General features: G+C 65.1%; 17 protein-coding genes. 11 read left to right on the top strand and 6 right to left on the bottom strand.

The window, feature by feature from the left end; translation table 11 throughout:
• The first annotated feature begins 166 nt into the window (after positions 1 to 166).
• The 5 genes from GGD40_RS22120 (at position 167) to GGD40_RS22100 (ending at position 5,166) form a co-directional block, all read left to right on the top strand.
• Positions 167 to 1,348, top strand: coding sequence for a pyridoxal phosphate-dependent aminotransferase (locus tag GGD40_RS22120; RefSeq protein WP_179745097.1), 1,182 nt, complete (start codon positions 167 to 169; stop codon positions 1,346 to 1,348).
• Positions 1,349 to 1,492: 144 nt separating this feature from the next.
• A complete protein-coding gene (locus GGD40_RS22115; RefSeq protein WP_179712973.1) occupies positions 1,493 to 2,239 on the top strand; it encodes a FadR/GntR family transcriptional regulator in 747 nt (248 codons plus the stop codon).
• Positions 2,240 to 2,460: 221 nt separating this feature from the next.
• Positions 2,461 to 3,204, top strand: coding sequence for a (Fe-S)-binding protein (locus GGD40_RS22110; protein ID WP_179745096.1), 744 nt, complete (start codon positions 2,461 to 2,463; stop codon positions 3,202 to 3,204).
• Positions 3,201 to 4,592, top strand: a complete 1,392-nt coding sequence (locus GGD40_RS22105; RefSeq protein WP_179712977.1) for a lactate utilization protein B — start codon at positions 3,201 to 3,203, stop codon at positions 4,590 to 4,592. Before GGD40_RS22110 ends, GGD40_RS22105 begins: the two co-directional genes overlap by 4 nt.
• Positions 4,579 to 5,166: a LutC/YkgG family protein gene (locus GGD40_RS22100; protein ID WP_179712979.1), complete on the top strand. Its 588-nt coding sequence runs from the start codon at positions 4,579 to 4,581 to the stop codon at positions 5,164 to 5,166. Before GGD40_RS22105 ends, GGD40_RS22100 begins: the two co-directional genes overlap by 14 nt.
• Before the next feature lie 18 nt (positions 5,167 to 5,184).
• Here the strand turns inward: GGD40_RS22100 and GGD40_RS22095 are convergent, their stop codons facing one another.
• Positions 5,185 to 5,568 carry a hypothetical protein gene (locus GGD40_RS22095; RefSeq protein ID WP_179745095.1) on the bottom strand — a complete coding sequence of 128 codons (384 nt, stop codon included), beginning with the start codon at positions 5,566 to 5,568 and terminating at the stop codon, positions 5,185 to 5,187.
• A gap of 109 nt (positions 5,569 to 5,677) precedes the next feature.
• A complete protein-coding gene (locus tag GGD40_RS22090; protein WP_179745094.1) occupies positions 5,678 to 6,616 on the bottom strand; it encodes a helix-turn-helix domain-containing protein in 939 nt (312 codons plus the stop codon).
• Between the two features lie 134 nt (positions 6,617 to 6,750).
• Between GGD40_RS22090 and GGD40_RS22085 the strand changes: the two genes are divergently transcribed.
• The 4 genes from GGD40_RS22085 (at position 6,751) to GGD40_RS22070 (ending at position 13,298) form a co-directional block, all read left to right on the top strand.
• Positions 6,751 to 8,169, top strand: a complete 1,419-nt coding sequence (locus GGD40_RS22085; protein WP_179745093.1) for a cytochrome P450 — start codon at positions 6,751 to 6,753, stop codon at positions 8,167 to 8,169.
• Positions 8,170 to 8,241: 72 nt separating this feature from the next.
• Entirely contained in the window at positions 8,242 to 10,017 is a 1,776-nt protein-coding gene (locus GGD40_RS22080; RefSeq protein ID WP_179745092.1) for a VRR-NUC domain-containing protein, read from the top strand.
• A complete protein-coding gene (locus GGD40_RS22075) occupies positions 10,014 to 12,299 on the top strand; it encodes an ATP-dependent DNA helicase (RefSeq protein ID WP_179745091.1) in 2,286 nt (761 codons plus the stop codon). The genes GGD40_RS22080 and GGD40_RS22075 overlap by 4 nt, the downstream gene beginning before the upstream one ends.
• 147 nt (positions 12,300 to 12,446) lie before the next feature.
• Complete coding sequence (locus GGD40_RS22070) at positions 12,447 to 13,298, top strand: alpha/beta fold hydrolase (RefSeq protein ID WP_179745090.1); 852 nt, start codon at positions 12,447 to 12,449, stop codon at positions 13,296 to 13,298.
• Here the strand turns inward: GGD40_RS22070 and GGD40_RS22065 are convergent.
• From GGD40_RS22065 to GGD40_RS22050, 4 genes are all read right to left on the bottom strand, one after another.
• Positions 13,237 to 15,951 carry a mechanosensitive ion channel family protein gene (locus GGD40_RS22065; protein WP_179745089.1) on the bottom strand — a complete coding sequence of 905 codons (2,715 nt, stop codon included), beginning with the start codon at positions 15,949 to 15,951 and terminating at the stop codon, positions 13,237 to 13,239. The genes GGD40_RS22070 and GGD40_RS22065 overlap by 62 nt on opposite strands.
• A 326-nt stretch (positions 15,952 to 16,277) precedes the next feature.
• The gene (locus tag GGD40_RS22060; protein ID WP_179713003.1) at positions 16,278 to 16,607 is read right to left on the bottom strand and encodes an NIPSNAP family protein; all 330 of its coding nucleotides are present in this window, start codon (positions 16,605 to 16,607) and stop codon (positions 16,278 to 16,280) included.
• Positions 16,608 to 16,795: 188 nt separating this feature from the next.
• Entirely contained in the window at positions 16,796 to 18,547 is a 1,752-nt protein-coding gene (locus tag GGD40_RS22055) for an MFS transporter (RefSeq protein WP_179745088.1), read from the bottom strand.
• Between the two features lie 220 nt (positions 18,548 to 18,767).
• Positions 18,768 to 20,198 carry a sigma-54-dependent transcriptional regulator gene (locus GGD40_RS22050; protein WP_179745087.1) on the bottom strand — a complete coding sequence of 477 codons (1,431 nt, stop codon included), beginning with the start codon at positions 20,196 to 20,198 and terminating at the stop codon, positions 18,768 to 18,770.
• Positions 20,199 to 21,558: 1,360 nt separating this feature from the next.
• Between GGD40_RS22050 and GGD40_RS22045 the strand changes: the two genes are divergently transcribed.
• Positions 21,559 to 21,849, top strand: a complete 291-nt coding sequence (locus GGD40_RS22045; RefSeq protein WP_179745086.1) for a hypothetical protein — start codon at positions 21,559 to 21,561, stop codon at positions 21,847 to 21,849.
• Positions 21,850 to 21,922: 73 nt separating this feature from the next.
• The gene (locus GGD40_RS22040; protein WP_179745085.1) at positions 21,923 to 23,125 is read left to right on the top strand and encodes an AAA family ATPase; all 1,203 of its coding nucleotides are present in this window, start codon (positions 21,923 to 21,925) and stop codon (positions 23,123 to 23,125) included.
• Positions 23,126 to 23,209: the final 84 nt, after the last annotated feature.

The following is a 23,209-nucleotide window of genomic DNA, read 5'->3' as shown; positions in this document are numbered from 1 at the left end:
CGTCAGCGCCACCAGGCGGCGCGCGCTTCCCGCGCAAAGACTCTGCTGAACCGATGTAAAAAGAAGCGCCACGCGAACTGTCCGTTCGCGTGGCGCTTCTTCGTATCTGGACGTTTGCTGTTTGCCCCATTACATTGGCGGGTCCAGTAAAAACGGGGTGAACGCAATGAAGTACTCGAATCTGGTGGAGCGCTTGCAGGGCAGGCGCACGTCGGCGTGGGAGATTCATCGCACGGCGCAACAGGCGCTGGCCAACGGTGAAGACGTCATCGTGCTGAGCGTGGGCGACCCCGATTTCGCCACGCCCGCGCCGATCGTCGAGCGCGCGGTCGAGGCATTGCGCGGCGGCGACACGCACTACAGCGCGGTGTCCGGCCGCGAACCCGTGCGCGTGGCGATCGCCGAAGAACACGCGCGCATGACCGGCGTCGCGACCAATGCGGCCAACGTGATCCTGACCGCCGGCGCGCAGAACGGCGTGTTCGCCGCGTCGCTGTGCCTGCTGCAAGCCGGCGACGAAGTGATCGTCCCCGAGCCGATGTATCTGACCTACGAAGCCTGCGTGCGCGCGGCGGGCGCCACGCTGGTGGCCGTGCCGGTCGACGCGGCGCGCGCCTTTCATATCAACTGCGACGTGCTCGAAGCGGCGATCACGCCGCGCACCCGGGCCATTTTCTTCGCGACGCCGTGCAATCCCACCGGCGTGGTGATGCCGCGTGCCGATCTGGAACGCATCGCACGGCTCGCTTGCGAGCATGATCTGTGGGTGCTGTCCGACGAGGTGTATGCGGAGCTCACGTTCGAACGCGAGCATGTAAGCATCGGGGCGCTGCCCGGCATGGCGGAGCGCACGGTGACGCTCGGCAGTCTGTCGAAATCGCATGCCATGGCGGGCTGGCGCGTCGGCTGGGCGATTGGACCGACGGAGTTGATCGAGCATTGGGGGCGGCTTGCGCTCGCCATGCTCTATGGTTTGCCGGGCTTTATTCAGCAGGCCGCGTTGACGGCTTTGCAGCACAAGGCGCAAATCGCCGCTGAAATGCGCGAGATTTATCGGCGTCGCCGCGACGTGGTGTTCGAGCGCCTGCATCGCGTGCCGGGTTTGCGCTGTCTGCTGCCCGAAGCGGGCATGTTCATGATGGTCGACGTGAGCGGCACCGGCCTCGATACGGTCGATTTCACGTGGCAACTGTTTCGCGCGAAAGGCGTGTCGCTGCTCGACGCGAGCGCGTTCGGCGATACCGCGAATGGCTTCGTGCGGCTCGGTTTCGTGGTCGATGAAGTGCAGCTGATCGATGCGTGCGAGCGGATCGCGGCGTTTGTCGGCGGATTGAAGGCGGCGCACTAGGCCTCGAAGGCGGGTTCGGCGCGAACCGTGGACCGGTATAATTCAATGCTTCGACGCACTCGCATCAGGCCTCGCTCGCGCGGTGGCAGGGTGCGTTGAGTCCCGCCTTATAACCCGGCTCTCCCCACTGTTCCACCGCTGCCCATGCCATTTCGCCCGATCCAGTCTTTCACGCGCAAACGGCTTTCCGACGTGGTGTCCGACCAGATCAAGCAACTGATCTCGGACGGCACGCTGATGCCCGGCGACCGCTTGCCGGCCGAACGCGATCTGGCCACGCAACTCGGCGTCTCGCGGCCTTCACTGCGCGAAGCGCTGATCCGGCTCGAAGCGGACGGTTACATCGAAACCTCGGGGCGGGGCGGCTTCACGGTGGTCGACGTCACCGCGCCCATCATCTCCAAGCCGCTAGCCGAACTGCTCACGCAGAATCCGCGCACCAGTGCCGATATTCTGGAACTGCGCCAGGGGCTCGAAGCGATTTCCACGGTGTATGCGGCGGAGCGCGCCACGGCCGCCGATCAGCAAAAGATCACCCAGGCGTTCGAGGCATTGAAGGCCGGTTCGCAGTCGCAAGACCGCGTGAACCTCGCGGAACTGGATGCCGCGTTTCATCTCGCGATCGCGGACTCCACGCACAACATTGCGCTGGCGCATGTGATGCACGGCATCCATACGCTGATTCGCGAGGGCATGCGCCAATACCATCGGCTGATCGACTACGACGACGCGATGGAAAAGCAGTTGATGACCCAGCATCAGGCGATCTACGACGCCGTGATGGCGCGCGACGCGCAAAAAGCACGCAAGGCGGCCGAGCGTCATTTGACCTTTGTCCGCGAAATCTACAAGGACGACGCCGCGAATCCTGCGGCGAATGTCGTTTCGTAATCGCCGTTGAGGTAAGGCGGCCACGCCGCCTCGCACCCACCCAAGCCCATTCGCGGATTGACACCGCCCGCGGACCTCTTTATATTTCGTGGTCAGACCAACATTACCAAGCTGACCAACAGATCAAAACCCACGCCCCAAAACCCGCAGTCCGGTTCATCGGCATGATTCCGCAGTAAAGTAGGTGAATCGCCGGCTGCCGATTTTCTTTCAAAAAGCTTATGAAAGTCGCTCTGTTTATCCCGTGCTTTATCGACGCGTTCTATCCCGAAGTGGGCATCGCCACGCTCGAATTGCTCGAACGTTTCGGCATCGAGGTCGACTATCCGCAGGAGCAGACCTGCTGCGGGCAGCCCATGGCCAACAGCGGCGCGCATACCGACGCGGCCGGCGCCGAGCGCGTGTTCGCGCGCAACTTCGCGGGCTACGACTACATCGTCGGGCCGTCGGCGAGCTGCATCCACCATGTGCGCGAACATCTGACCGCGCTCGAACAGACCGACGAAGTGAAACAGGTCCGCGCCAACGCGTATGAACTCGTCGAGTTTCTGCACGACGTGGTCGGCGCGCGCGAGTTTCCGTGGGCCGAATTTCCGCATCGCGTGGGTTTGCACAATAGCTGCAGCGCGTTGCGGCATCTGAAGGAAGCGTCGATTTCCGAAGTGGCGGGCACGCCGTTCTCGAAGCCGCGCACGCTGCTGGAAGGCGTGAAGGGCATTGAATTCGTCAAGCCGGCGCGGCCCGACGAATGCTGCGGTTTCGGCGGCACGTTCTCGGTGACCGAGGAACCGGTATCGGTGCGCATGGGGCAGGACAAGGTCCGCGATCATCTGCAGGCGGGCGCCGAATACATCGTCTCGGGCGACATGTCGTGCCTGATGCATCAGCAAGGCTGCGCGGAGCGCATGAAGGCCGAGGCGCGCTTCATCCACATCGCGCAGGTGCTCAACGGAGCACGCCCATGAGCCGCGTCGATCACGCGAAAGCCGCCGGCGCTTTCATCAAGAAGACCGAGCACGTGGCGTTTCACGACAAGCGTCTGTGGGACTTGCGTGAGAAGCGCGACGCGCAGGCGCATGGCATCCCCGAATGGGAGACGATGCGCGAGCTGGCGTCGGGCATCAAGGAACACACGCTGTCGCATCTGTCCGGCTATCTGGAACAGTTCGCTGCGGCGGCCGAGGCGAACGGCGTGACCGTGCATTGGGCCGCGACCGCCGAAGAACACAACGCGCTGGTGCACCAGATCATGTCCGGGCGCGGCATGACCACGCTCGTCAAAAGCAAGTCAATGCTCACCGACGAATGCAAGATGCGCGAGTATCTGGAGCCGCGCGGCATCACGGTAATGGAGACGGACCTGGGCGAGCGCATCCAGCAGCTCGATCACCAGGACCCGAGTCACATGGTGGTCCCGGCGGTGCACAAGCTGCGTGCGGACGTCGCCGAACTGTTCGGCCGTACCATCGGCACCGATCCGAAGAACAGCGATATCCACTATCTGGCGGAAAGCCAGCGGATGAACACGCGGCCGTACTTCGTGCGCGAAAAAACCGCAGGCATGACCGGCTGTAATTTCGCGGTGGCGGAAACCGGCACCGTGGTGGTGTGTACGAACGAAGGCAATGCGGATCTGTCGGCGAACGTGCCGCCGCTGCATATTGCGTCGATCGGGATCGAAAAGCTGATTCCGAAAGTGGCCGATCTCGGCGTGTTTATCCGCATGCTGTCGCGCAGCGCGCTGGGTTCGCCGATCACGCAGTACACGTCGCATTTCCGCGCGCCGCGTCCAGGCACGGAGATGCATTTCATCCTCGTCGATCACGGCCGTTCGGAACGGCTCGCGATGGAAGACTTCTGGTACTCGCTCAAGTGCATTCGCTGCGGCGCCTGCATGAACACCTGTCCGGTGTACCGGCGCAGCGGCGGGCTCTCCTATGGCGGCACGTACTCGGGGCCGATTGGGGCGATCATCAATCCCACCTACGATCTGAAGCGCTATAGCGCGTTGCCGTTCGCGTCGACGTTGAACGGCAGTTGCACGAACGTGTGTCCGGTGAAGATCAATATTCACGAGCAGATTTACAAATGGCGCACGGTGATCGCCGAGCATCATGAAGTGCCGTTCGTGAAGCAGGAAGTGCTGAAAATGGCGGGGCGCTTGCTGGCGAGTCCGACCTTGTATCGTGCGACGGTGTCGTCGATGGGTAGCGCGTTGCGCGGGCTGCCGAATTTCGTGCTGTACAACCCGCTGAATATCTGGGGCAAGCAACGGGAGTTGCCGGAGGCGCCGAAGCTGACCTTCCACGCCTGGTACAAGAAGAATCGTGGAGCTAAAGATGGCAACGCGTGAGGCGTTTCTGGAGAAGGTTCGGCAAGCGCAACCGGCTGCGCGGCCGCGGCCCGAAGTGCCGTTGTTCGACTCGGTGGGTGGCGATCTGCGTGCGCGTTTTACCGCTGCGTTACAGGCGATGGGCGGGACTTGCGTGGAAGTCGCCTCCGCTGCCGACGTGAGCGCGTTGATCCGCGAGCGCTTCGGCGACGCGGCGTCGGTGGCGTCGGCTACGCCGGAAGTTGCGGGCACGCGTGCGTTGACAGCGGAGACCGAACCGGCGTCGCTGCAGGATATCGATGTCGGCGTGGTGCGGGCGCGTTTCGGCGTCGCCGAAACCGGCTCGGTGTGGTTCAGCGAACGTGAGTATGTGGTCAACGCGCTGGGCTATATCGTGCAGCATCTGATCGTGTTGCTCGACCCGGCGGAGTTGGTGGACGGCTTGCAGGACGTCTACCGGCGCGACGATTTCCGCGACGCGCGTTATGCGGCGCTTGTCACCGGACCCTCGGCGACGGCGGATATCGAAGGCGTGCTGATTCGCGGCGCGCAAGGGGTGCGCTCGCTGATGGTGGTGTGGGTGGCCGCGCGCTAGCACACGGCGCACGCGTAGTCAGGCACCCGGCAACGTGGGCTTCTTTCTGCTGCGACGCGGTTTCGGCTCGACGCCGATTCGCGGGTCGCGTGCGAGCACCAGCGCGGTCATGCCGTCGGCGACGGCTTCGAATGCCGGGTCGTCCTGCGCGATATAGAGCCATTTCCCCAGCACCGGATGCGGTTGCAAAGCGGGAAACTCGTCGATCAACGCCGCGTGACGATCGTGCGATGTGCAGATCAGCAGACCGTTCCATGGCTTGGTGCGATCGGCGGCGATCAGGCACAGCAGGCCGTCGAGATACGCGGCGTCGCTGCCGAACATCCGCTTGGTGATGTAGGTCGGATCGCGCTCGAAGGCATCGAATATCCAGACCAGCGAGTTGCGAACGGAAGAGGGCATGGCAGTGAGTTCCTGTCGATGAGTCTTGTGCGTATTTCAAGTCACAACACAGTATGGGTATTGCTGGCGGACCGCGCAAACCGCCCCAAGCAGCCTCGGCGCGCTCATCTCAAACCCACAGCCGGTACAACCAGAACGATTCATCTTCGGCAAAACGCTGCGCGAATTCGCCCGGCGAAAATCCGGTGATGCGTTTGGCCGTGCGGCTCAAATGGGCCTGATCGGCGAAGCCTTCGTCGAGGGCCAGCGCGGCCCAGTCGACGGATTCGCCTGCATCGTAACGGTCCCGCGCGTTGAAGAACACGCTTTCGGTCTTGACGAGCAATTGCCATTCACGCAGTGATCGTCCGCTATGCGCCTTGATCCGGCGTTCGACCTGGCGCGCGCTGTGCGTATTGCGCCATTCATGCGCCTGCAGGCCGAGACGTTCGACCCAATGACGGCCGATCTGCCGCAACGACGGCATGGCCGACGCGCGACCCTGCAACGCTTGCCAGTGTGTGGCCAGATGCTGCTGTAAGACCGCGAGCGTGGCCGCGTCGTCGGGGGCGTCGAGCAGCGCTTGCAGCAGCGGCTGCCAGAGCTCGCCGAGCACCGTTTGCGCGGGGACGCAGCGATCCTGCACGGCGGCCAGATCGAGCCCGAACAGCGACCGCGCGGTGTCGGCGGTGAAGCAGATCATGCAGCCACGGCCACCCGCAGGCGACCAACTGACGGTTGGCTGGGACTGGCTGCCCGACAGCATCACGGACGCACTAAACGGCTGCCATCGCGGCGCGTCGGCGGTGCGCTCCACGAGTCCGCCGTTCATATCCTGAAACGCCGACAGACTCACCAGCGGTGACGCCGGAAAATGCGTCAGACGTTGCGCGTCATTCAGTGCCAGGCCGCGCGTGTCGCGAGTGATAACCGCGACGATCGCGCCTTGCAAGACGGCGGGCGCAAGATGAATCCGCCCCTGCGCGGTGTCGCTCTCACGGGAGAGTCGCGTGGCGCGCGCGAACGGATCGGGGCAAGACGCCTGTTGCGGAAGCAAGTCGAGTGTCATGGCGGCAGAGTTTAAGTAAAACCGGTGCAGGTGTCAGCAATCGTCGCGCGTCACGGCGGGGCATTTACGTCGACAGCCGCGCGATGTCGTTTGCGTTCAAGACGAGGGCGGCGCGCTGGCCAACAATGCGCGACATGACCACCTCACCTTCCTCCCAGTGCCCCTTCCACGCGGATGAGCCGCCTCCGCCGCCGGTCCCTCACGCTCCCGGCGTCTGGCCGCCCGGGCCGTCCGTCGGCCTGACCGGCTGGGGCGCGTTGCGACGCATGTCGCGCGATCTGCTGGCGACGGTGGCCGAGTGGAGCCAAGCTTTCGGCGACGTCGTCTATCTGCGGATCTGGCCGGAGCATCAGCTTGTCGTCAGCGATCCGCAGTGGGTGCGTGAGCTGCTGGTCAATCACCATGACGAGCTGATCCGGTGGGAGCACGGCATGCGCGTTTTCGGGGAAGTGCACGGACACAGCGTGCTGATCGCCGAGGGCGACGCGTGGAAAGACAAGCGGCACACGTTGCAGCCGGGTTTCTCGCGGGCATCGGTGCATGCGTTCGTGCCGACCATGGTCGCGGCGGCCGGCGCGGCGTTCGCGCGTTGGCCGCAGAGCGAGGACGCGTGGCCGATCGAGAGCGCGATCACGTCGCTGGCCATGGACGTGATCATGCGGATGATGTTCTCGAGCGAGATCGGCAACGATGCGCGGCTGGCCGAGCAAGCCGCGCATAGATTGATCGTGTCGACTTATAGCAGCCTCTACTGGCCGATAAGTTCGCCGCGCTGGGTGCCGTGGAAGCGCGCCAAGCGGCAGGCGCAGGCGATGCTGGACGGCTTGATCGAACGTCATCTGCAAACGAGATTGCGCCTGGCGCGCGACGCGTGGCCGGACGATCTGTTGTCGCGTCTGCTGAAGCTGCATCTGTCCGACCCGGCGGCATGGCCGTTGCAGGCCGTCCACGACGAATGCATGACGACCTTCCTCGCGGGCCATGACACGAGCGCGGCTACGCTGACCTGGTGGGCATGGTGCATGGCCGCCAATCCGGCCGCGCAGACGGCCGCGCGCGACGAAGTCCGGCGAGTGCTGCAAGGCGCCGAACCCGACGCGGACGCGTTGGCGTGCTTGCCGTACCTGACCCAGGCATTGCAGGAAACGCTGCGGCTTTACCCGGCCGTGCCGGTGCTCAGCAGCCGCCGTTCGACGCAGCCGTTCACCCTTGGCCGCTGGCAATTGCCCGCCCGGACGATCTTCATGGTGCCGGTGCAATTGATGCATCACGACCCGCGCTGGTTTCCCGAGCCGCTGACGTTTCGCCCCGAGCGCTTCGGGCCGGACGCGCCGAAGTGGCCGCGCGGCGCCTATATGCCGTTCGGCGCGGGGCCGCGAGTGTGCCTCGGACAGCATCTGGCGATGACCGAGCTGACCGTGATCGCGGCGATGCTGTTGCAGCGCTTCGAGCTGAGCGTGCCGCAAGGAATGACGGCGCCGCGGCCCGTGCTGAACGTGTCGCTCAGGCCTGAAGAGCCGCTGCGCTTGCGGCTCAGCCAGATCGCCGGCTAACACGAAGGTAGTGAAACTGCGGTGGACTTTGCTATGATCACTGTATAAACATACAGGTATCGTGAAAGCACCTTGGCAACCGGCGCCCGGTCAGATCTGCGGTCTGACGTCCCTTACTATCTGCTGAACTTCGAGCGTGCGCTGGCGTGGCTGGCCGAGCGCTACGACGACCTGCTCGATGTCGAAGAGCAGGCGTTTCTGCGTGCTTTCGCGGGTTTGCCGCAGGCGTCGCGTGCGCTGTTGGTGCGCATGCTGATGCGCCAGGGCACGTTGTTCCGTGCAAGCCGGCTTGCTTACGACGAGATCGGCTGCCCGTTGCTCGCGGCCGAGCCGATGACGGCGCTCGGCTGGATCGATACCGAACCCGGGCTCACGCTTGAGAACCTGTTCGCGCTGACTACACGGCCCGAGTTGCTGGAGATTTTTGCGGAGGCGATTGCGCTGGTTCCTGGCGCGAAGGCGTTGCGTAAAGCCGATCTGCTGGAAACGTTGCGGCCGTTTTATGAGGGTGAGGGCGACTCCGAAGGCACCGCCGCAAACCCGACCGAACGTCCACTTTCCTCGTGGCACAGCGCCACCTCCGATCGCATCCTCCACGTCGCGATCGCGCCGCTCTGCGAGCGTCTGCGGCTGATGTTCTTCGGTAATTTGCAGCAAGACTGGTCGGAGTTCGTGCTCGCCGATCTCGGCGTGTTCCAGTACGAAAAGGTGCCGTTCGCGCCGTCATCGCGCGCATTCCAGCAGCGGGCCGACGTCGATGTCTATCTCGCGCTGCATGCGTGCCGTGAAGCACTGGACTGGCTGCCGGACGGCGACGCGGAGCCGGCGGCAATTGAAACGCTGGTCACTGCCGTCCGCGAAATTGCAACATCGAACGCGTGGCTCGAAACGCGTCGCGCGAAATTGCTGTTCCGGATCGGGCAGCATTGCGAGCGTCGGCAGAACTGGGCCGCCGCGCTCGCCGTTTACGCGGCTTGCGCATGGCCCGGCGCGCGTCACCGGCGGGTACGCTTGCTTGAACGCAGCGAGCGTTTCGGCGAAGCGTTCGCGCTGGCTGGCGAGGCCTGCGCCGCGCCGGAAAGCGAAGAAGAAGCGCAGCGTGTCGCGCGGATGATGCCGCGTCTGCGGCGCAAGCTCGGCGAGCCGATGGTTCGCGTGGCGGCGGCGCGTCCGGTGGAGCGCAGCACGCTGGCGTTGCCTAAACCTGACGACGCGCTACCGGTCGAATACGTCACGCGCGACCATCTCACCTGCGAAGCCGCGCCCGTGCATTACGTCGAGAATGCGCTGATCAACTCGCTATTCGGCTTGCTGTGTTGGGAACCGGTATTTGCCGCGTTGCCCGGCGCGTTTTTTCATCCGTTCCAGCGCGGTCCGGCCGATCTGCACGCGCCGGATTTTCAGGCGCGTCGTGCGGGGCAATTCGCGGCGTGTCTCGCGCAACTCGATAGCGGCGTTTATCGCGAGACGATTCTGCGGCATCTGCAGAGCAAGACGGGGTTGCAATCGCCGTTCGTGTTCTGGGGACTGCTGACGCCGGAACTGGTTGCGCTCGCACTCGACTGTCTGCCCGCCGCGCATCTGAAGCTGTGGTTCGAGCGTTTGTTGCGCGATATTCGTAGCAATCGTTCTGGGTTGCCGGATCTGATCCGTTTCTGGCCGGCCGAACGTCGCTATGAGTTGATCGAAGTGAAAGGACCGGGCGACCGTTTGCAAGACAACCAGATTCGCTGGCTCGCGTACTGCGTGGAGCACGGCATGCCGGTGCGCGTGGTCGATGTGCGTTGGGTGGGGGATGAAACCACCGCGACCGCCCTCAGCCTCCACACCACCGAGTCCCCCACATGACCTACGTTGTCGCCGTGCGGGCCATGTGCGAATTCACCGCGAAGCGCGGCGATCTCGACCTACGCTTCACGCCCGCGCCGACATCGCTCGAAGGCATGGCGGGCCACGTCGCGGTGGCCGGCCGTCGCGCGAGCGGCTACCAAACCGAAATCACGCTGACCGGCACGCATCGCGGCCTGACGGTGCGCGGCCGCGCCGACGGTTTCTATCCGCTGGCGAACCGGCTCGAAGAGATCAAGACGTATCGCGGCGACCTCACGCGAATGCCCGACAATCACCGCGCGCTGCATTGGGCGCAGGCGCGGGTGTACGGACATCTGTTGTGCCGCGCGCGCGGGCTTGCCATGCTAACGGTCGCGCTGGTGTACTTCGACATTGGCACTCAGAAAGAGACGCTGCTGGAGGAGTTCCATACCGCACGCGATCTGGAGATTTTCTTCGTCGAACAATGCGAGCGCTTTCTCGATTGGGCCGTGCAGGAAGAAGCGCATCGCGCCGCGCGCAATGCCGCGCTCGGCGCACTGCAGTTTCCGCACGGGCAATTTCGCAGTGGGCAGCGCGAGCTGGCGGTGTCGGTCTATCGCGCGGCGCGCGACGGTAAACCGTTGATGGCGCAAGCGCCCACCGGCATCGGCAAGACGCTTGCGACGATTTTTCCGCTGCTGAAAGCGTGCGCGGAGGATCAGATCGAGCGCATCTTTTTCCTCACTGCGAAGACGCCGGGCCGCGCGCTCGCGCTCGATGCCATCGACACGCTTCACCGCAGCGCAGCGGCGTCCAGCTCGTCCGGTTCAGCGCTGCCCTTGAGAACCCTCGAACTGGTCGCGCGCGACAAAGCCTGCGAGCATCCCGACAAAGCCTGCAACGGCGAGTCGTGCCCACTCGCGCTCGGCTTCTACGACCGGCTCGACGCGGCGCGCAGCGCAGCGCTGGCCGGCCCGAAGCTCGATCGTGCTGCGGTGCGTGAAGTCGCGCTCGCGCACGAGGTCTGTCCGTACTATCTGGCGCAGGAACTGGCGCGCTGGGCCGACGTGGTGGTCGGCGATTACAACTACTACTACGACAGCAGCGCGATGCTGTACGCGCTCACGCAGATCAATCAGTGGCGCGTCGGCGTGCTGGTGGACGAGGCGCACAATCTGCTCGACCGGGCGCGGCGCATGTACAGCGCGTCGCTCGATCAGGCGGCGTTGCGGCTCGCGCGTAAAACCGCGCCGGCCACGTTGCGCAAGCCGCTGGAGCGCCTGCAACGCGAGTGGAGCGCGCTCAAGCGTGCGCAGACCGAAACGTATCAGGTCTACGGTGAGGTCCCCAGCAAACTGCTGTTCGCCGCGCAAAAGCTGATCGGCGAAGTGACCGATCAACTCGCCGACGCGCCGCTTTCCATCGACGAAGCCTCGCTGCGGTTTTTCTTCGACGCCATGCATTTCGTCGCGCTGGCCGAACAGTTCGGCGAGCATTCCATTTTCGACATCACGATCAGTGACGATCGTTTCGCACCGCGCGATAAAACCGCTGCCACGCTGTGCGTGCGCAACGTGATTCCCGCGCCGTTTCTTGCGCAGCGCTACGCTGCCGCGCGCACCACGGTGATGTTCTCCGGCACGCTGAATCCGTATCACTTCTATCGCGATACGCTGGGTCTGCCAGAGTCGACGTCATGGCTCGATGTCGAGGGACCGTTTCGCGCGGAGCAATTACAGGTGCGCGTGGCCGGCAACGTGTCGACGCGCTGGCGCGACCGCGAGCGTTCGCTGATGCCGATCGTCGATCTGATCGCGCGGCAGTACGCGGCGCAGCCGGGCAACTATCTGGGCTTTCTGAGCAGCTTCGACTATCTGCAACGTGTGGTCGAGCTGATGCGCGAACGGCATCCCGACGTGCCGGTCTGGGCGCAGGAACCCGGCATGGACGAGGCCGCGCGCGACGCGTTCCTTGCGCGCTTTCGCACGCACCGTCAGGGCGTTGGCTTCGCGGTGCTCGGTGGGGCGTTTTCGGAAGGCGTCGATCTGGTCGGCCAGCAGTTGATCGGCGCGTTTATCGCGACGCTCGGCTTGCCGCAAATCAACGACGTCAACGAACAGATGCGTCGCACGATGGACGCGAAGTTCGGCAGCGGCTACGACTACATGTATCTGTATCCGGGCTTGCAAAAGGTGGTGCAGGCGGCGGGGCGCGTGATCCGCACGGAGCAGGATCAGGGCGTGGTGCATCTGATCGACGACCGCTACCGGCGAGCAGAGGTGCGGCGCTTACTGCCGCGCTGGTGGCAGGTGGATTGAACCCGCGATGCGAAAACGCCGGGCCCGCCCCGCAAGCGCATCCGGAAGCCAATTTCTTTACCTCCCACGTAATCGACCCGCGTCCGGCCGCCCGGCACAGTGACGCCATCGCATCACGAATTCCCATCCACGGACCACGAGGCCGCCATGAACGCAACCGCACCGCATCTCGCCGACGAACCGAACACCATCCGCGCGGCCGACAACACGCGTCTGTTCTACCGCGACTGGGGCCAAGGCACGCCGATCGTGTTTCTCTCAGGTTGGACGCTGAATTCGGACATGTGGGCGTATCAGATGGAACCGCTGGCGCGGCTGAACTGCCGCTGCATCGCTTACGATCGGCGCGGCCATGGCCGTTCGAGCGACCCGGGCCGCGGCTACGACTTCGATACCCTGGCCGACGATCTGAACAGCGTGTTGAGCACGCTCGATCTGCATGACGTCACGCTGGTCACGCATTCGATCGCCAGCGGCGAAGCGGTGCGCTATCTGACGCGGCACGGCTCGTCGCGGATCGCCCGGATTGCGTTCGTGGCGCCTGCGGCCACGCCGTATCTGCTGAAAACCGCCGACAACCCGAACGGTATCGACGGCGTGTTGTTCGAACAGGGCCGAGCCACGCTACGTCGCTCGTTTCCCGACTGGATCGAAGCGAATGCGGCGCCGTACTTCGGCGCGGGCGTGTCGCGCGCGCCGTGCGACTGGACGATCCGGATGATGCTGCAGACCTCGCATCAGGCCATGCTGGAACTCGCGCATCTGCAGACCATCACCGATTTCCGCGAGGAGTTGAAGCGGGTCGATGTGCCCTCGCTGGTGGTGCATGGCGAGCGCGACGTGTCGGCGCCGCTCGAATTGACCGGGCGGCCCACGGCGCGGCTGATCCCCGGCGCGTCACTCTACGTCTATGAAGACGCCGCCCACGGTCTTTACTTCACGCATGCGGAGAGGTTGAACCAGGATTTGCTGGCGTTCCTGGACCGTCGGCCGGCTTAGGGTCGACAGGCAACTGATCTTCTACGGGCGCATCGCCTTTGCGTGCGGCGGCATCGGCATCGGGGGCCTTCTTCAGGGCCTCAGCGGTCTCAGCAGCCTCAGCAGCCTCAGCAGCCTCAGCAGCCCCAGCAGCCTCCGCACCGGAAGACGGCTCATCCCGCCGCGCCGTCTTCGGCGCATCGCCCGCTTCAACCTGCGCGGGCACGCTCTCCGGGTCCCACGTCAGCAGATGGCGCTGCGGATTCGCGATCGCGATGCCCAGTTCGCTGAAGCGGTTCAGAATGCGTCGGTTGAATTCGCGCTGCACGCCCCAGCGCGCGCTGTCGCGGCACTGAATCTGGCCGGCCAGCGTGACCGCCGACCCATCCAGCCCATCGACGCCCCAGAAGCTGAAGTCGGACAGGATCCCGTCCTTGAATTTCTCGTCTTCACGCAGCGCGGCGCCGATTGCCTTGAGCGTATCGATCGCGAGATCGACGTCCTCGCCGAACACGATATTGACCTTCACCGCCGCGTTGCCGAGCCCGCGATTGGTGTTGTTGACCGTCGATACCGAACTGAACGGCACGGTGTACAGCGAGCCGTCGCCGCCGCGCAGCCGCACGGTGCGGATCGACAGATATTCGACCGTGCCGGACACGCCCGCGAGCGTGACCCAGTCGCCGACCTGCATCGCGTTTTCCATCAACAGAAAAATGCCGGTGATGAAATCCTGCACCAGTTTCTGCGAGCCGAAGCCAAGCGCCACGCCGAAGATGCTGGCGCCCGCCAGCAGCGGCCCGATGTTCACGCCGAGTTCGCTGAGGCCGGTGAGCACCACCACCAGCGCGATCACGCAGAACAGCGCGCTGCGCAGCATCGGCAGCAAGGTGCGCAGGCGCGCGGCGCGCACCAGGTCGCCGCTGGTGGTCCAGCGCTCCAGCCGCTGTTCGACCGACACGTTGACGCCTTCCCACACCAGCAGCGCGACGACCGCCGCGACGCCGATCGTTACCAGCGCCGACGCGAGCCGGTGGCCGATCGAGCCGGCGCGGAACAGATCGATCACGTCGACGCCCCACACCTGCAGCAGCGCGAGTACGGTAACCACGCCGATGATCCACGACACCACGCGCCGCAGCAGCGGGTAATAGCGGTAAGCGTGCCGATGCACGAGCGACCTGTCGGCGTCGTCCTGCACGTTGAAGAGCCGCGCCAACGCGCCGAAGATCACGATCGACGCCACCCGCGCGCCCACCAGTACCGCCAGCGAAATGCCGCCGAGATGCAGCAACTCGTGATAGCCGTTGCGCACGTCGAGCGCCCAGATGAACCACAGCGCCATCACGACGAACACGGAGAGCCACGCCCACATGTCGGCCAGCGCGTTGCCGAACATCGCGAGCGAGTCGCGCGCGGCAAAGCGCTGGCGGATCAGTTCGCCGACCGGTGTCGCGCATTGCAGGATCAGGATCGAGATCATCACGTGGCCGGCGAGCGCGACCACCTTCATCAGCGCAAGATGCGCCGCGTCGTTCAGGCCGAGCGACTGCGCGATCTCCGCGATCGCCGAACCGGCCGCCACCACGCTGACGATCCGGACGATCCAGTGCTGCATGAAGGCGGCCCACGCATCGCTCATGCGCAACAGACGCAGACGCGGCGCGCCCGGCTGCAGGAAAAAGCCGCTGACGATCACGATCACGCGGCTGAGTACGTAGAGGTCGATCAGCGAATCGAGCGCGCGATCTTGCGGCGTGCCGTCGTCGGTGACGATCGACATCAGTCCGCTGGCCGCGCCGACGAACACCGCGAGCGGGATGAAGCGCAGCACCAGCGTCAACAGTCCGCGCGGCAGACGCTGCAGCAGCGTCCAGTGATGCACGGCGCGTTGTTTGCCTTGCGCTTCGTCGAGCTTGCCTTGGGCTGATGGCGCGGTGGCGGGACTCGCCGTCGCGGCCGCCGCGCCGGCTTTGGCCTCATCGTCCGTTACCGGCATGACGGGCAGCGGCGGCGCGGCGTTCGGCGCGTCAGCGGGTTGCGGCGTTACGTCGACCGGCAGGCCGGCTTGCGGCGAATCGTCTTCCGTGCCGAGTTCGCGGCGGGCGGCGAGCGCTTTATAAGCGCGGCGCAACAGACGTCGCGCGAGCCATTCGATCACGAGCGCCGGCACCAGCGCGGCCAGCAGCGACCACGCGACGTGACCCAGCACGGCGCGCGCTTGTGGGCTGGTCAGTTGCCAGTTCCACCATGCGCGCACCGACGTCGTATCGAGCAACGCAGCGACCGACGCGCGCAGGGATTCGCCGAGATGGATCGCCCAATGCGCGCCCTGGCGAGCCAGTTGCGACGCCAGTCCGTTGGACTGGAACGCGGTCGGGACGAGGGCGGCGGCGCTGGCCGCCGCCGGGGCCGAGGCAGCGGATGCGCTGGACGCCGCAGGTGGTGCGCTGAGCGCGCCGGCGGCGGCGATGGCTTGCAGCGTGTCGGCGACTTGCGCACGGCGCTTGGGGTCGTTGAGGACGGCGAGCGCCTGGCGGGCCTGCTCGGGCGTCAGCGTGACGCCGGCACCGGAGGCCGACGAGGCGGGCGCGGGTTGCGCCGCGGCGGCAAAGGCCGGCGACGCACCGACGATGAAAAGGAGGACCAACCAGACGAGTAGTAATTTGCGCATAGGGTGTAAGGCGGGGTTCCAGGTGCGGACGGCTGGGCCGGGACGCGTGGACCGGTTCGGCGGCGTGACCTTGAACCGACACGGTTCAGGTCATACAAGTTCCTCGCGGCGGGTGTCGTTGGCCGCCTCGGGCAAGCTGGGCGGGCGTCGACGCCGGGCGGGCGACAAGCGGTAGCCGACAGGCTAGCACGGGCAGCAAAAAACCTGCCTGTCGGACGGCGCAGGGGTGGTCGACGGTCTTGGGGCTTTGGCGCGCAGAGGGGCGCGCGCGATATGCGGGGACGGTGCGCGCCGTCTCCGCATACCGCGTTTAGCCGCTTGCCTCTTTACTGCGGCGCGACCCCGAACGTGCCGTCGACTACTTCGGTAAAGGTTCGCTCTTCACGCAGAATGAAGCGCCGGGTCTGCGCGAACTGGAAATTGTCGCGTGCCTCGGGATCGGCGCGCAGCCTGGCTCGGTAGGCTTCGTAAGCGGCGAGGCTGTCGAACGCGATCAAGCCCCATGCGATGTCGTTGGTGCCCTCGTGCGGCAGGAAATAGCCGACCAGATGACCGCCGCAGCGCGGAATTATGCGGCCCCAGTTGCGCGCGTATTCGTCGAAGGCGTCGCGTTGGAACGGATCGATCTGGTAACGGATGAAGCAGGTGATCGTCATGGTGAAGCTCCCGGTGGAGTGAGGGGCGTGTGGACTGCCATGACGTGAGTATGGAGATCGGCGCGGGGGCGACGTTTCAGGGTGTTGTGAAGTGTCGAACGCGGGGGTTTGCGGCGGGTTGGTAAGTGCTATGGCGCTGCGTTGCGCCGGCCAACGAGCACTACGCCGAGATCAGTGCCACGGACGCGCTAAGGCTTGCGCTGCGTGCGCTGGATGGTCGTCGCAGCCAACGCTGCGCCGATCAGTGCGCACAATGCCGACATCAGTGCCACGGCTCGTAATGCGGCGCCTAGCGCGTCGGCTTGCGCTGCTGCCACGACGGTTCGGGGAGGCGCGCCCAGCGCGCCGGTCTGCGTTTGTGCCGAGGGGGCTTGCGGACCCGAGTCCGAAATCGAAGCCTTGCCCGCCGCAGGCACAGACCCGGACGACCCATCGCCCGCCTCTCCGCCACTCCGCGCAAGACTAGCCGCCTCGCGCTCCGCTCGCGGCACATGCAACGCATCGAGCCGAGCATCGAGCGCGGCATCGTGCGACCACACGAACACGATCCCCAGCACCGCGATCGCCAGCAAGCTCGCGACCCGCGCCACCGCGTTGTTGATCCCCGACGCGACGCCAGTGCGTGCCGCCGGGACCGAGGTCATCACGGTCGTTGTCAACGGTGCGACGGTGATCGTCATGCCGAGGCCAAGCACCGTCAGCGCGGGGAAAAACCCACGCCAGTACTCGCCGCGCACCCACGGCAACGCAATCATCGCGAAACCGGCTGCGGCGATCACCGGGCCCACGGTCAGCAAGGCCCGCGCACCATAACGGCTCGTCAGACCGCCGGTAAAGCGCGACAACAGGCCGATCGTCACCGGCACCGGCAGCAACGCCGCGCCGGCCTGGGTCGCGCTGTAGCCATAAGCGCGGATCAGCGTGAACGGCAGGAAAAACAGCGCACCGCCGAGCCCGAAGTAAACCAGCAGCGTGACAAGGTTGGCGCCGACGAAATCGCGTGAACGGAACACGTCGAGCGGCATCATCGGATTCGACGTTCTCGCTTCAAGCGCGATGAATGCGCCCATCACCAGCAAGCCGCCGACTATCGCGGCCAGCACCCAGCGGTCGCCGAAACCGTGCACCGACGCGAGCGTCAGGCCATAGGTCAGCGCGGCAAGCCCGACGGTCGCGGTGGCCGCGCCCAGCCAGTCGAGTTTCATCGCCGTAGACGCAGGAACTCGCGCCGCGCTGTCGGCCGGCTCCTCCGCAGCGGCATCGTCCTGTCGGCTGTCCGGCACGGCGATCACCGCCAACGCAACCGTCGCGCACGCAATCGGCACGTTCAGGAAAAAGATCGCCCGCCACGAAAACGCATCCACTAGCCAGCCGCCTGAGACCGGTCCGAGCGCCGACGTGATCGCGCCGACGCCCGCCCACGTGCCGATCGCCTGACCGCGTTCGCGATCGTCGAACACCGTGCCGATGATCGCCAGGCTGCTCGGCACCAGCAGCGCCGCGCCCACGCCTTGCACGGCGCGCGCCGCGATCAGCGCGGCGGCGCCGGGCGCGAGGCCGCAACCGATCGACGCCAGCGTGAACAGCACGATGCCGGTGATAAACACCGTGCGCCGGCCGAGTTTGTCGCCGAGCGAGCCGCCCACCAGCACCAGCGCGCCGAGAAACAGCAGATACGCGTCGACGACCCATTGAATCGCCGCTACGCTCGTGCCCAGTTCGGTCTGGATCGACGGTAACGCGACGTTGACCACGGAACCATCGATGAACGCCATGCTGGAGCCGAGGATGGTCGCGGCCAGCGCGAGTTTCTTACGTCGGCAGGGCGAGCCGGCGCTGAGCGATTGAGCGCGGATGGTCAGCGCGTCGCACGGACTGGCTTGGGCGGGAAGCGTGGAGGAGGGACGGCGCTCGAGCGCCGGAATCTGCTGATCGGCCAAGTCCGCACCGGGTTGGATGAACGGCTTTCAGCATAGCAACGCCGGCGGGCATCGGAAAGGCGCGAATGACAAGCAGGCGAAGACGGGCGGGCGCGGCAGGCAGATGAGATAGGCAGGCGAGGCCGGCGAAACAAACAGACGAGACAAACAGACGAGACAAACAGACGAGACAACCGCAGCCGTCAATCAAAAAAAGCGGCCCTTCAAGGCCCGCCCGCACTCAAACCATCGAACTCGTCTGCCGCTCGGCCTCGTCGTCGGCATCCGCACCGCCCGCACCCGACGCGCGCCCGGCCGCCGGTTCCTGATGCAACCGGTTCGCATGCATCAGCCGATACAGCGTGGCCCGCGAAATACCGAGTTCGGCCGCCGCTTCGGACAGCTTGTAGCCATGCCGCTGCAGCGCATGTTCGATCGCGTCTTTCTCGGCCTTGCTGCGGATTTCGGCGAGCGTCACCGCCGGGCCGTTGTCCGCTTCCGGCAAGCCGAGATCGCTCGCCGTGATGAAACGGCCTTCGCTCATCACGACCGCGCGACGCACGCAATTGATCAGCTCGCGCACGTTGCCCGGCCACGGATAGTTCGACATCGCGACGATCGCGTCGCTGGAGAGCCCGCGCAGTTTGCGCGCGCCGTCCTGCTTGTACATGCTGAGCGCGTAATTGGCGAGCAGCTTGATGTCGCCGCCGCGCTCGCGCAGCGGCGGTTCGATCAGACGCAGCACGCATAAGCGGTGATACAGGTCGGAGCGGAAGCGGCCGTCTTCGACCGCTTTGTCGAGATCCACGTGGGTCGCCGAAATGACCCGCACGTCGACATGAATCGGGCCGTTGCCGCCCAGCCGTTCAATGGTGCCTTCCTGCAGGAAGCGCAACAGCACCGCCTGGCATTCATGCGGCATATCGCCGATTTCGTCGAGAAACAGGGTGCCGTCGTGCGCGCCTTCGATCCGGCCGATCTTGCGCTGCAATGCGCCGGTGAACGCGCCGCGCTCGTGGCCGAACAGTTCGGCTTGCAGCAGGCTCGGCGGAATCGCCGCGCAATTGATCGCGACGAACGCGCGCCCCGCGCGCGGCGAGCGATCGTGAATGGCCCGCGCGGTGAGTTCCTTGCCGGTGCCCGATTCACCGGCCACGAAGACCGGGGCGTCGGTCACGCCGCATTTGTCGATGCGCCGGTACAACTGCTGCATCGCTTCGCATTGTCCGACCATGCCGTGCCGGCCGAGCGACGGCTCGGGGACGACCTGGGTATGCCGCAGACTGGAGAGGCCGTGCGCATGGCCGAGCGCGAACACGAGCCGGTCGTTCAGCCACGGCCTGGTCACGAAGTCGAAGCAATAGTCGAGGATGAAGCGGCTGACCAGTTCGTTTTCCGCCTGGCCCGGCGCAATCTGGGCGACCCAATTGGTTTCGACGCGCCGCATGCACGAGGCCAGCGCGGACAGATGCTGCGACGTGCAGTCGCCGGGCAGTTCGACGAGCCCGACCTTGATGTTGCCGCGCTCGATCAGCCGTTCGGCGATCGCCGTGCTTTTAGCATGCACAGCTTGCCAGCCGGACGCCGCGAGGAAATCCGCGAGCTTGTGATCCGGCGTATTGGACACGTACAGAACGGTGCGTTCAGTGTCGACAGGCGTGCTGGTAGTCATGTTCCCCCCGGTTCGATGCTGCTCTCAGGACTGCAGTTCAACGTACTGGACAGACCGGCAACACGCACCGGTCTTCGGCCAACTGAGCCAGCCGGTCCGTTTTCACGAACTCGACCTGGGTTTCGCCGCCGCTTGCGGTTTCTCTAACCGAGTAACCGGGCGATGACGGATTCACGATGGCGGCAACGGCGGGGGCATGAACAGGCGGCGCGAGCCGCGAGGTGCTACATATCGGACAGATGGCAGAACAGCAGTTCACTGCTGAAACCCGCCAGACGTTTTCATCCCCGAACGACAACCGTTTGTTACCTCGTTGGCCTGATACAGGCGCTCTAGGTGGCGCATGGCTTAACCATAAGCGAAACCGCCTGGGAGCGCCATACAAACAAATCTGGATTCAGAGGCTAACCCACACGGCGCGCGCCGCGCTGGCCGTTCAAAAATCATCGGTCAATCCCGGCAATGCGGGGGATCCCACATACCGGCGTATTCCGCCATTTCGTCATCCTGAAACACATGCGACGTTCGTCATGCGTCGCGTCTCAAGCTTGCGACAACTTGGGCATGTCGCGACGAGCGCTGCTTTGTGCTCCTTCGTGCCCCGAAGCAGCGGCACATTTGACCGGCACGCGACGTAATCCCTTGGCTGCAAGGCGTCTCTGTGGACGATCGGTAAGACTCGCCGCAGGCACATCTTTCCTGAGCGGGTCGGCGGCCGGTTGCGGCGCGTGTCGAATCCGAAACAACAGGTGCGCTCAGGAGGGGGCTAATACGGTGCAATGCAGCAAAAATCACGGTGCCATCAGGGTTTGAGGGCACATGGCATAGCCGTTGCAATAGATGGCTCATACAGAAAGAATGCGTTGCCGCCCGGTTCGCAACGGGGAAGCAGAGTCCACAAGAGACCGGCGGCAAACACAGACTTCGTAGGCACGGTCGGGGAAGCGAATGTGACTTACGAGGGTGCGGCGGGGCCAAAAGAAGCGGATGTCAAAAAAAACGGCGCGAATGATCGGTACGGGGTACCGGTCATTCGCTGACCGGACAACGTGACGCGTTGACCTCGCCACTTTTTCCGTCCGAGATGACGGAGTTGAAGCGCAGGCAACGACGACACGTACCGAGTTCGCGCAGTCGGCGAACCAGCGACGCAAAGAAGTAGCGGCGGGGAAAGCAGCGCACGGTGAGGACCGGCCGGCGCGACGAAGCGGGGAGCCAGGGCCCGAGTCTCCTTAGAGAGACCAGAGTACGAGGTGAGCTGGGCGCCGTGTCCGCGTGGTGGCGGACACGGTTCCTGGTGAAGATCAACAGGCAGTCGCGCAGCAGCAGTCGTGCAGCGGATCATCACTCGGGGGTTGTCATGAAAACACAGACTAGCAAGCCGGTCGCCGCAGCGCGGCTGGATCGTGGGATCACCGGACGGACCGACGCCTTGTCATGGCGGCGGCTGCAGGACGCGCCGCGTGCGTTGTTCGCCGCGCCGCCGCCGGATCTGTTGACGCTCGTGATCGCGGACCAGATCAAGCGCCGGGCGCAGGTGGAAATTCAGCGCGACGCCTTGCGCGAGGCGCTCTACGACATGCCGGTGCGGCCCGAGCGACGCGAAGAACGTGGCACGGACGTCTATCCATCCGACGCCGACGAAGAATAAACCCGACCCGAACGTCGATCGTGATCGACACGGCCTCGCCGGCCGAACGGCCCAAGAACGGCGGAGACTCGACATGATCGACATTTTGCTGATTTCGTCCAGCGCGCAACGCGCGTCGCAGATTGCCGCGCGCCTTGAAGAAAGCGCTGTGCCGCATCGGCTGCGGATTGTTTACGGCACCGCGCGGCAATTGCTTTTGCACGTACGCGCCTTCCGGAGCGCGGATCTGCTGGTCGTCGACGACATCGATCTGAATGTCCGCGAACTGGAAGGCGTGGAAGAGGCGTTGGCCTGCACGCCGGCGCTGCATTGCATGCTGGTGACGCCGGAGCCGTCGACCGCGCTGCTCGGCGCGGCGATGCGCGTGGGCGTGCGGCATGTGTTCGCGTGGCCGCTCGAAACCGGCGAGATCACCGGCGCGCTCGCACAGATTCACGCCCGCAAAACCGCCCGCAGCCGCCGTGCCGGACGGATCGTTTCGCTGGCGTCATCGAAGGGCGGCAGCGGCACGACGCTGATCGCCGTGAATCTCGCGTATTCGCTGGCCGCCGCGCGCAACCGGCGCGTGCTGCTGATCGACCTGAGCCAGCAATTCGCCGACGCGAGCCTGCTGCTCGCCGATAAACCGCCGCCTACCACGCTCGCCGATCTGTGTTCGCAGATCGGCCGGCTCGACGCGGCCTTGCTCGACTCCTGCCTGATGCACGTGCATGCGAATCTCGACGTGCTGGCGGGCGCCGGCGATCCGTTGAAGGCTGCCGAATTGTTGCCCTCGCAACTGGAGCGGATTCTTCTGCTGGTGCGCGAGCGTTACGACGCGGTGCTGATCGACGTCGGCCAAAGCCTCAATCCGCTGACGATCCATGCGCTCAATCGCAGCGACTCGATCTGCATGGTGGTGCGGCAAAATCCGCTGTACCTGCATGGCGGACGGCGCATGCTCGATATTTTTCGCGAGCTGGGCTATCCGGCGAGCAAGGTGCGGGTGGTCGTGAACCAGTACGACAAGAACGCGCAGATCAATCTGCAGACCCTCGAAAAAACGCTCGGCGCGAAGGTCGCGCATCAGCTTCCCCGCGACGAACAGTTGACCAACGAGGCGCTGAGTCGTGGCGTGCCGGTGGTGACGTCGGCGCGCGATAGTGCGCTGGCGCAGGGCATCAGGTTGCTCGCCGACATGCTGTGGCCGCCGTTCGTCGAACGTCGCAAGGGTGTGCTTGGGCGGTTGTTCTCGACACGACCGAGTATCCCACCGCAGTTGAAGCCGGGGCATTGAGCGGGGCGCTAGCTGCGACGACGCCCAGCGATTCCGCACGAGGTGTCGCGGCGGTGTATGGTAAAAAGACCACCACCCGCCCGA

The sequence above is a fragment of the Paraburkholderia bryophila genome (assembly GCF_013409255.1).
Taxonomy (GTDB): Bacteria; Pseudomonadota; Gammaproteobacteria; order Burkholderiales; family Burkholderiaceae; genus Paraburkholderia.
Note: the sequence above shows the minus strand (reverse complement) of the source record. Positions and strands in the feature narration are given on the sequence as shown.

Coding starts and splice junctions, on each gene's coding strand:
- GGD40_RS22100 (WP_179712979.1), top strand. CDS start 4,579: ATGGCAACGCGTGAGGCGTTTCTGGAGAAGGTTCGGCAAGCGCAACCG.
- GGD40_RS22060 (WP_179713003.1), bottom strand. CDS start 16,607: ATGACGATCACCTGCTTCATCCGTTACCAGATCGATCCGTTCCAACGC.
- GGD40_RS22105 (WP_179712977.1), top strand. CDS start 3,201: ATGAGCCGCGTCGATCACGCGAAAGCCGCCGGCGCTTTCATCAAGAAG.
- GGD40_RS22110 (WP_179745096.1), top strand. CDS start 2,461: ATGAAAGTCGCTCTGTTTATCCCGTGCTTTATCGACGCGTTCTATCCC.
- GGD40_RS22120 (WP_179745097.1), top strand. CDS start 167: ATGAAGTACTCGAATCTGGTGGAGCGCTTGCAGGGCAGGCGCACGTCG.
- GGD40_RS22050 (WP_179745087.1), bottom strand. CDS start 20,198: ATGACTACCAGCACGCCTGTCGACACTGAACGCACCGTTCTGTACGTG.
- GGD40_RS22095 (WP_179745095.1), bottom strand. CDS start 5,568: ATGCCCTCTTCCGTTCGCAACTCGCTGGTCTGGATATTCGATGCCTTC.
- GGD40_RS22045 (WP_179745086.1), top strand. CDS start 21,559: ATGAAAACACAGACTAGCAAGCCGGTCGCCGCAGCGCGGCTGGATCGT.
- GGD40_RS22090 (WP_179745094.1), bottom strand. CDS start 6,616: ATGACACTCGACTTGCTTCCGCAACAGGCGTCTTGCCCCGATCCGTTC.
- GGD40_RS22085 (WP_179745093.1), top strand. CDS start 6,751: ATGACCACCTCACCTTCCTCCCAGTGCCCCTTCCACGCGGATGAGCCG.
- GGD40_RS22070 (WP_179745090.1), top strand. CDS start 12,447: ATGAACGCAACCGCACCGCATCTCGCCGACGAACCGAACACCATCCGC.
- GGD40_RS22040 (WP_179745085.1), top strand. CDS start 21,923: ATGATCGACATTTTGCTGATTTCGTCCAGCGCGCAACGCGCGTCGCAG.
- GGD40_RS22065 (WP_179745089.1), bottom strand. CDS start 15,951: ATGCGCAAATTACTACTCGTCTGGTTGGTCCTCCTTTTCATCGTCGGT.
- GGD40_RS22075 (WP_179745091.1), top strand. CDS start 10,014: ATGACCTACGTTGTCGCCGTGCGGGCCATGTGCGAATTCACCGCGAAG.
- GGD40_RS22115 (WP_179712973.1), top strand. CDS start 1,493: ATGCCATTTCGCCCGATCCAGTCTTTCACGCGCAAACGGCTTTCCGAC.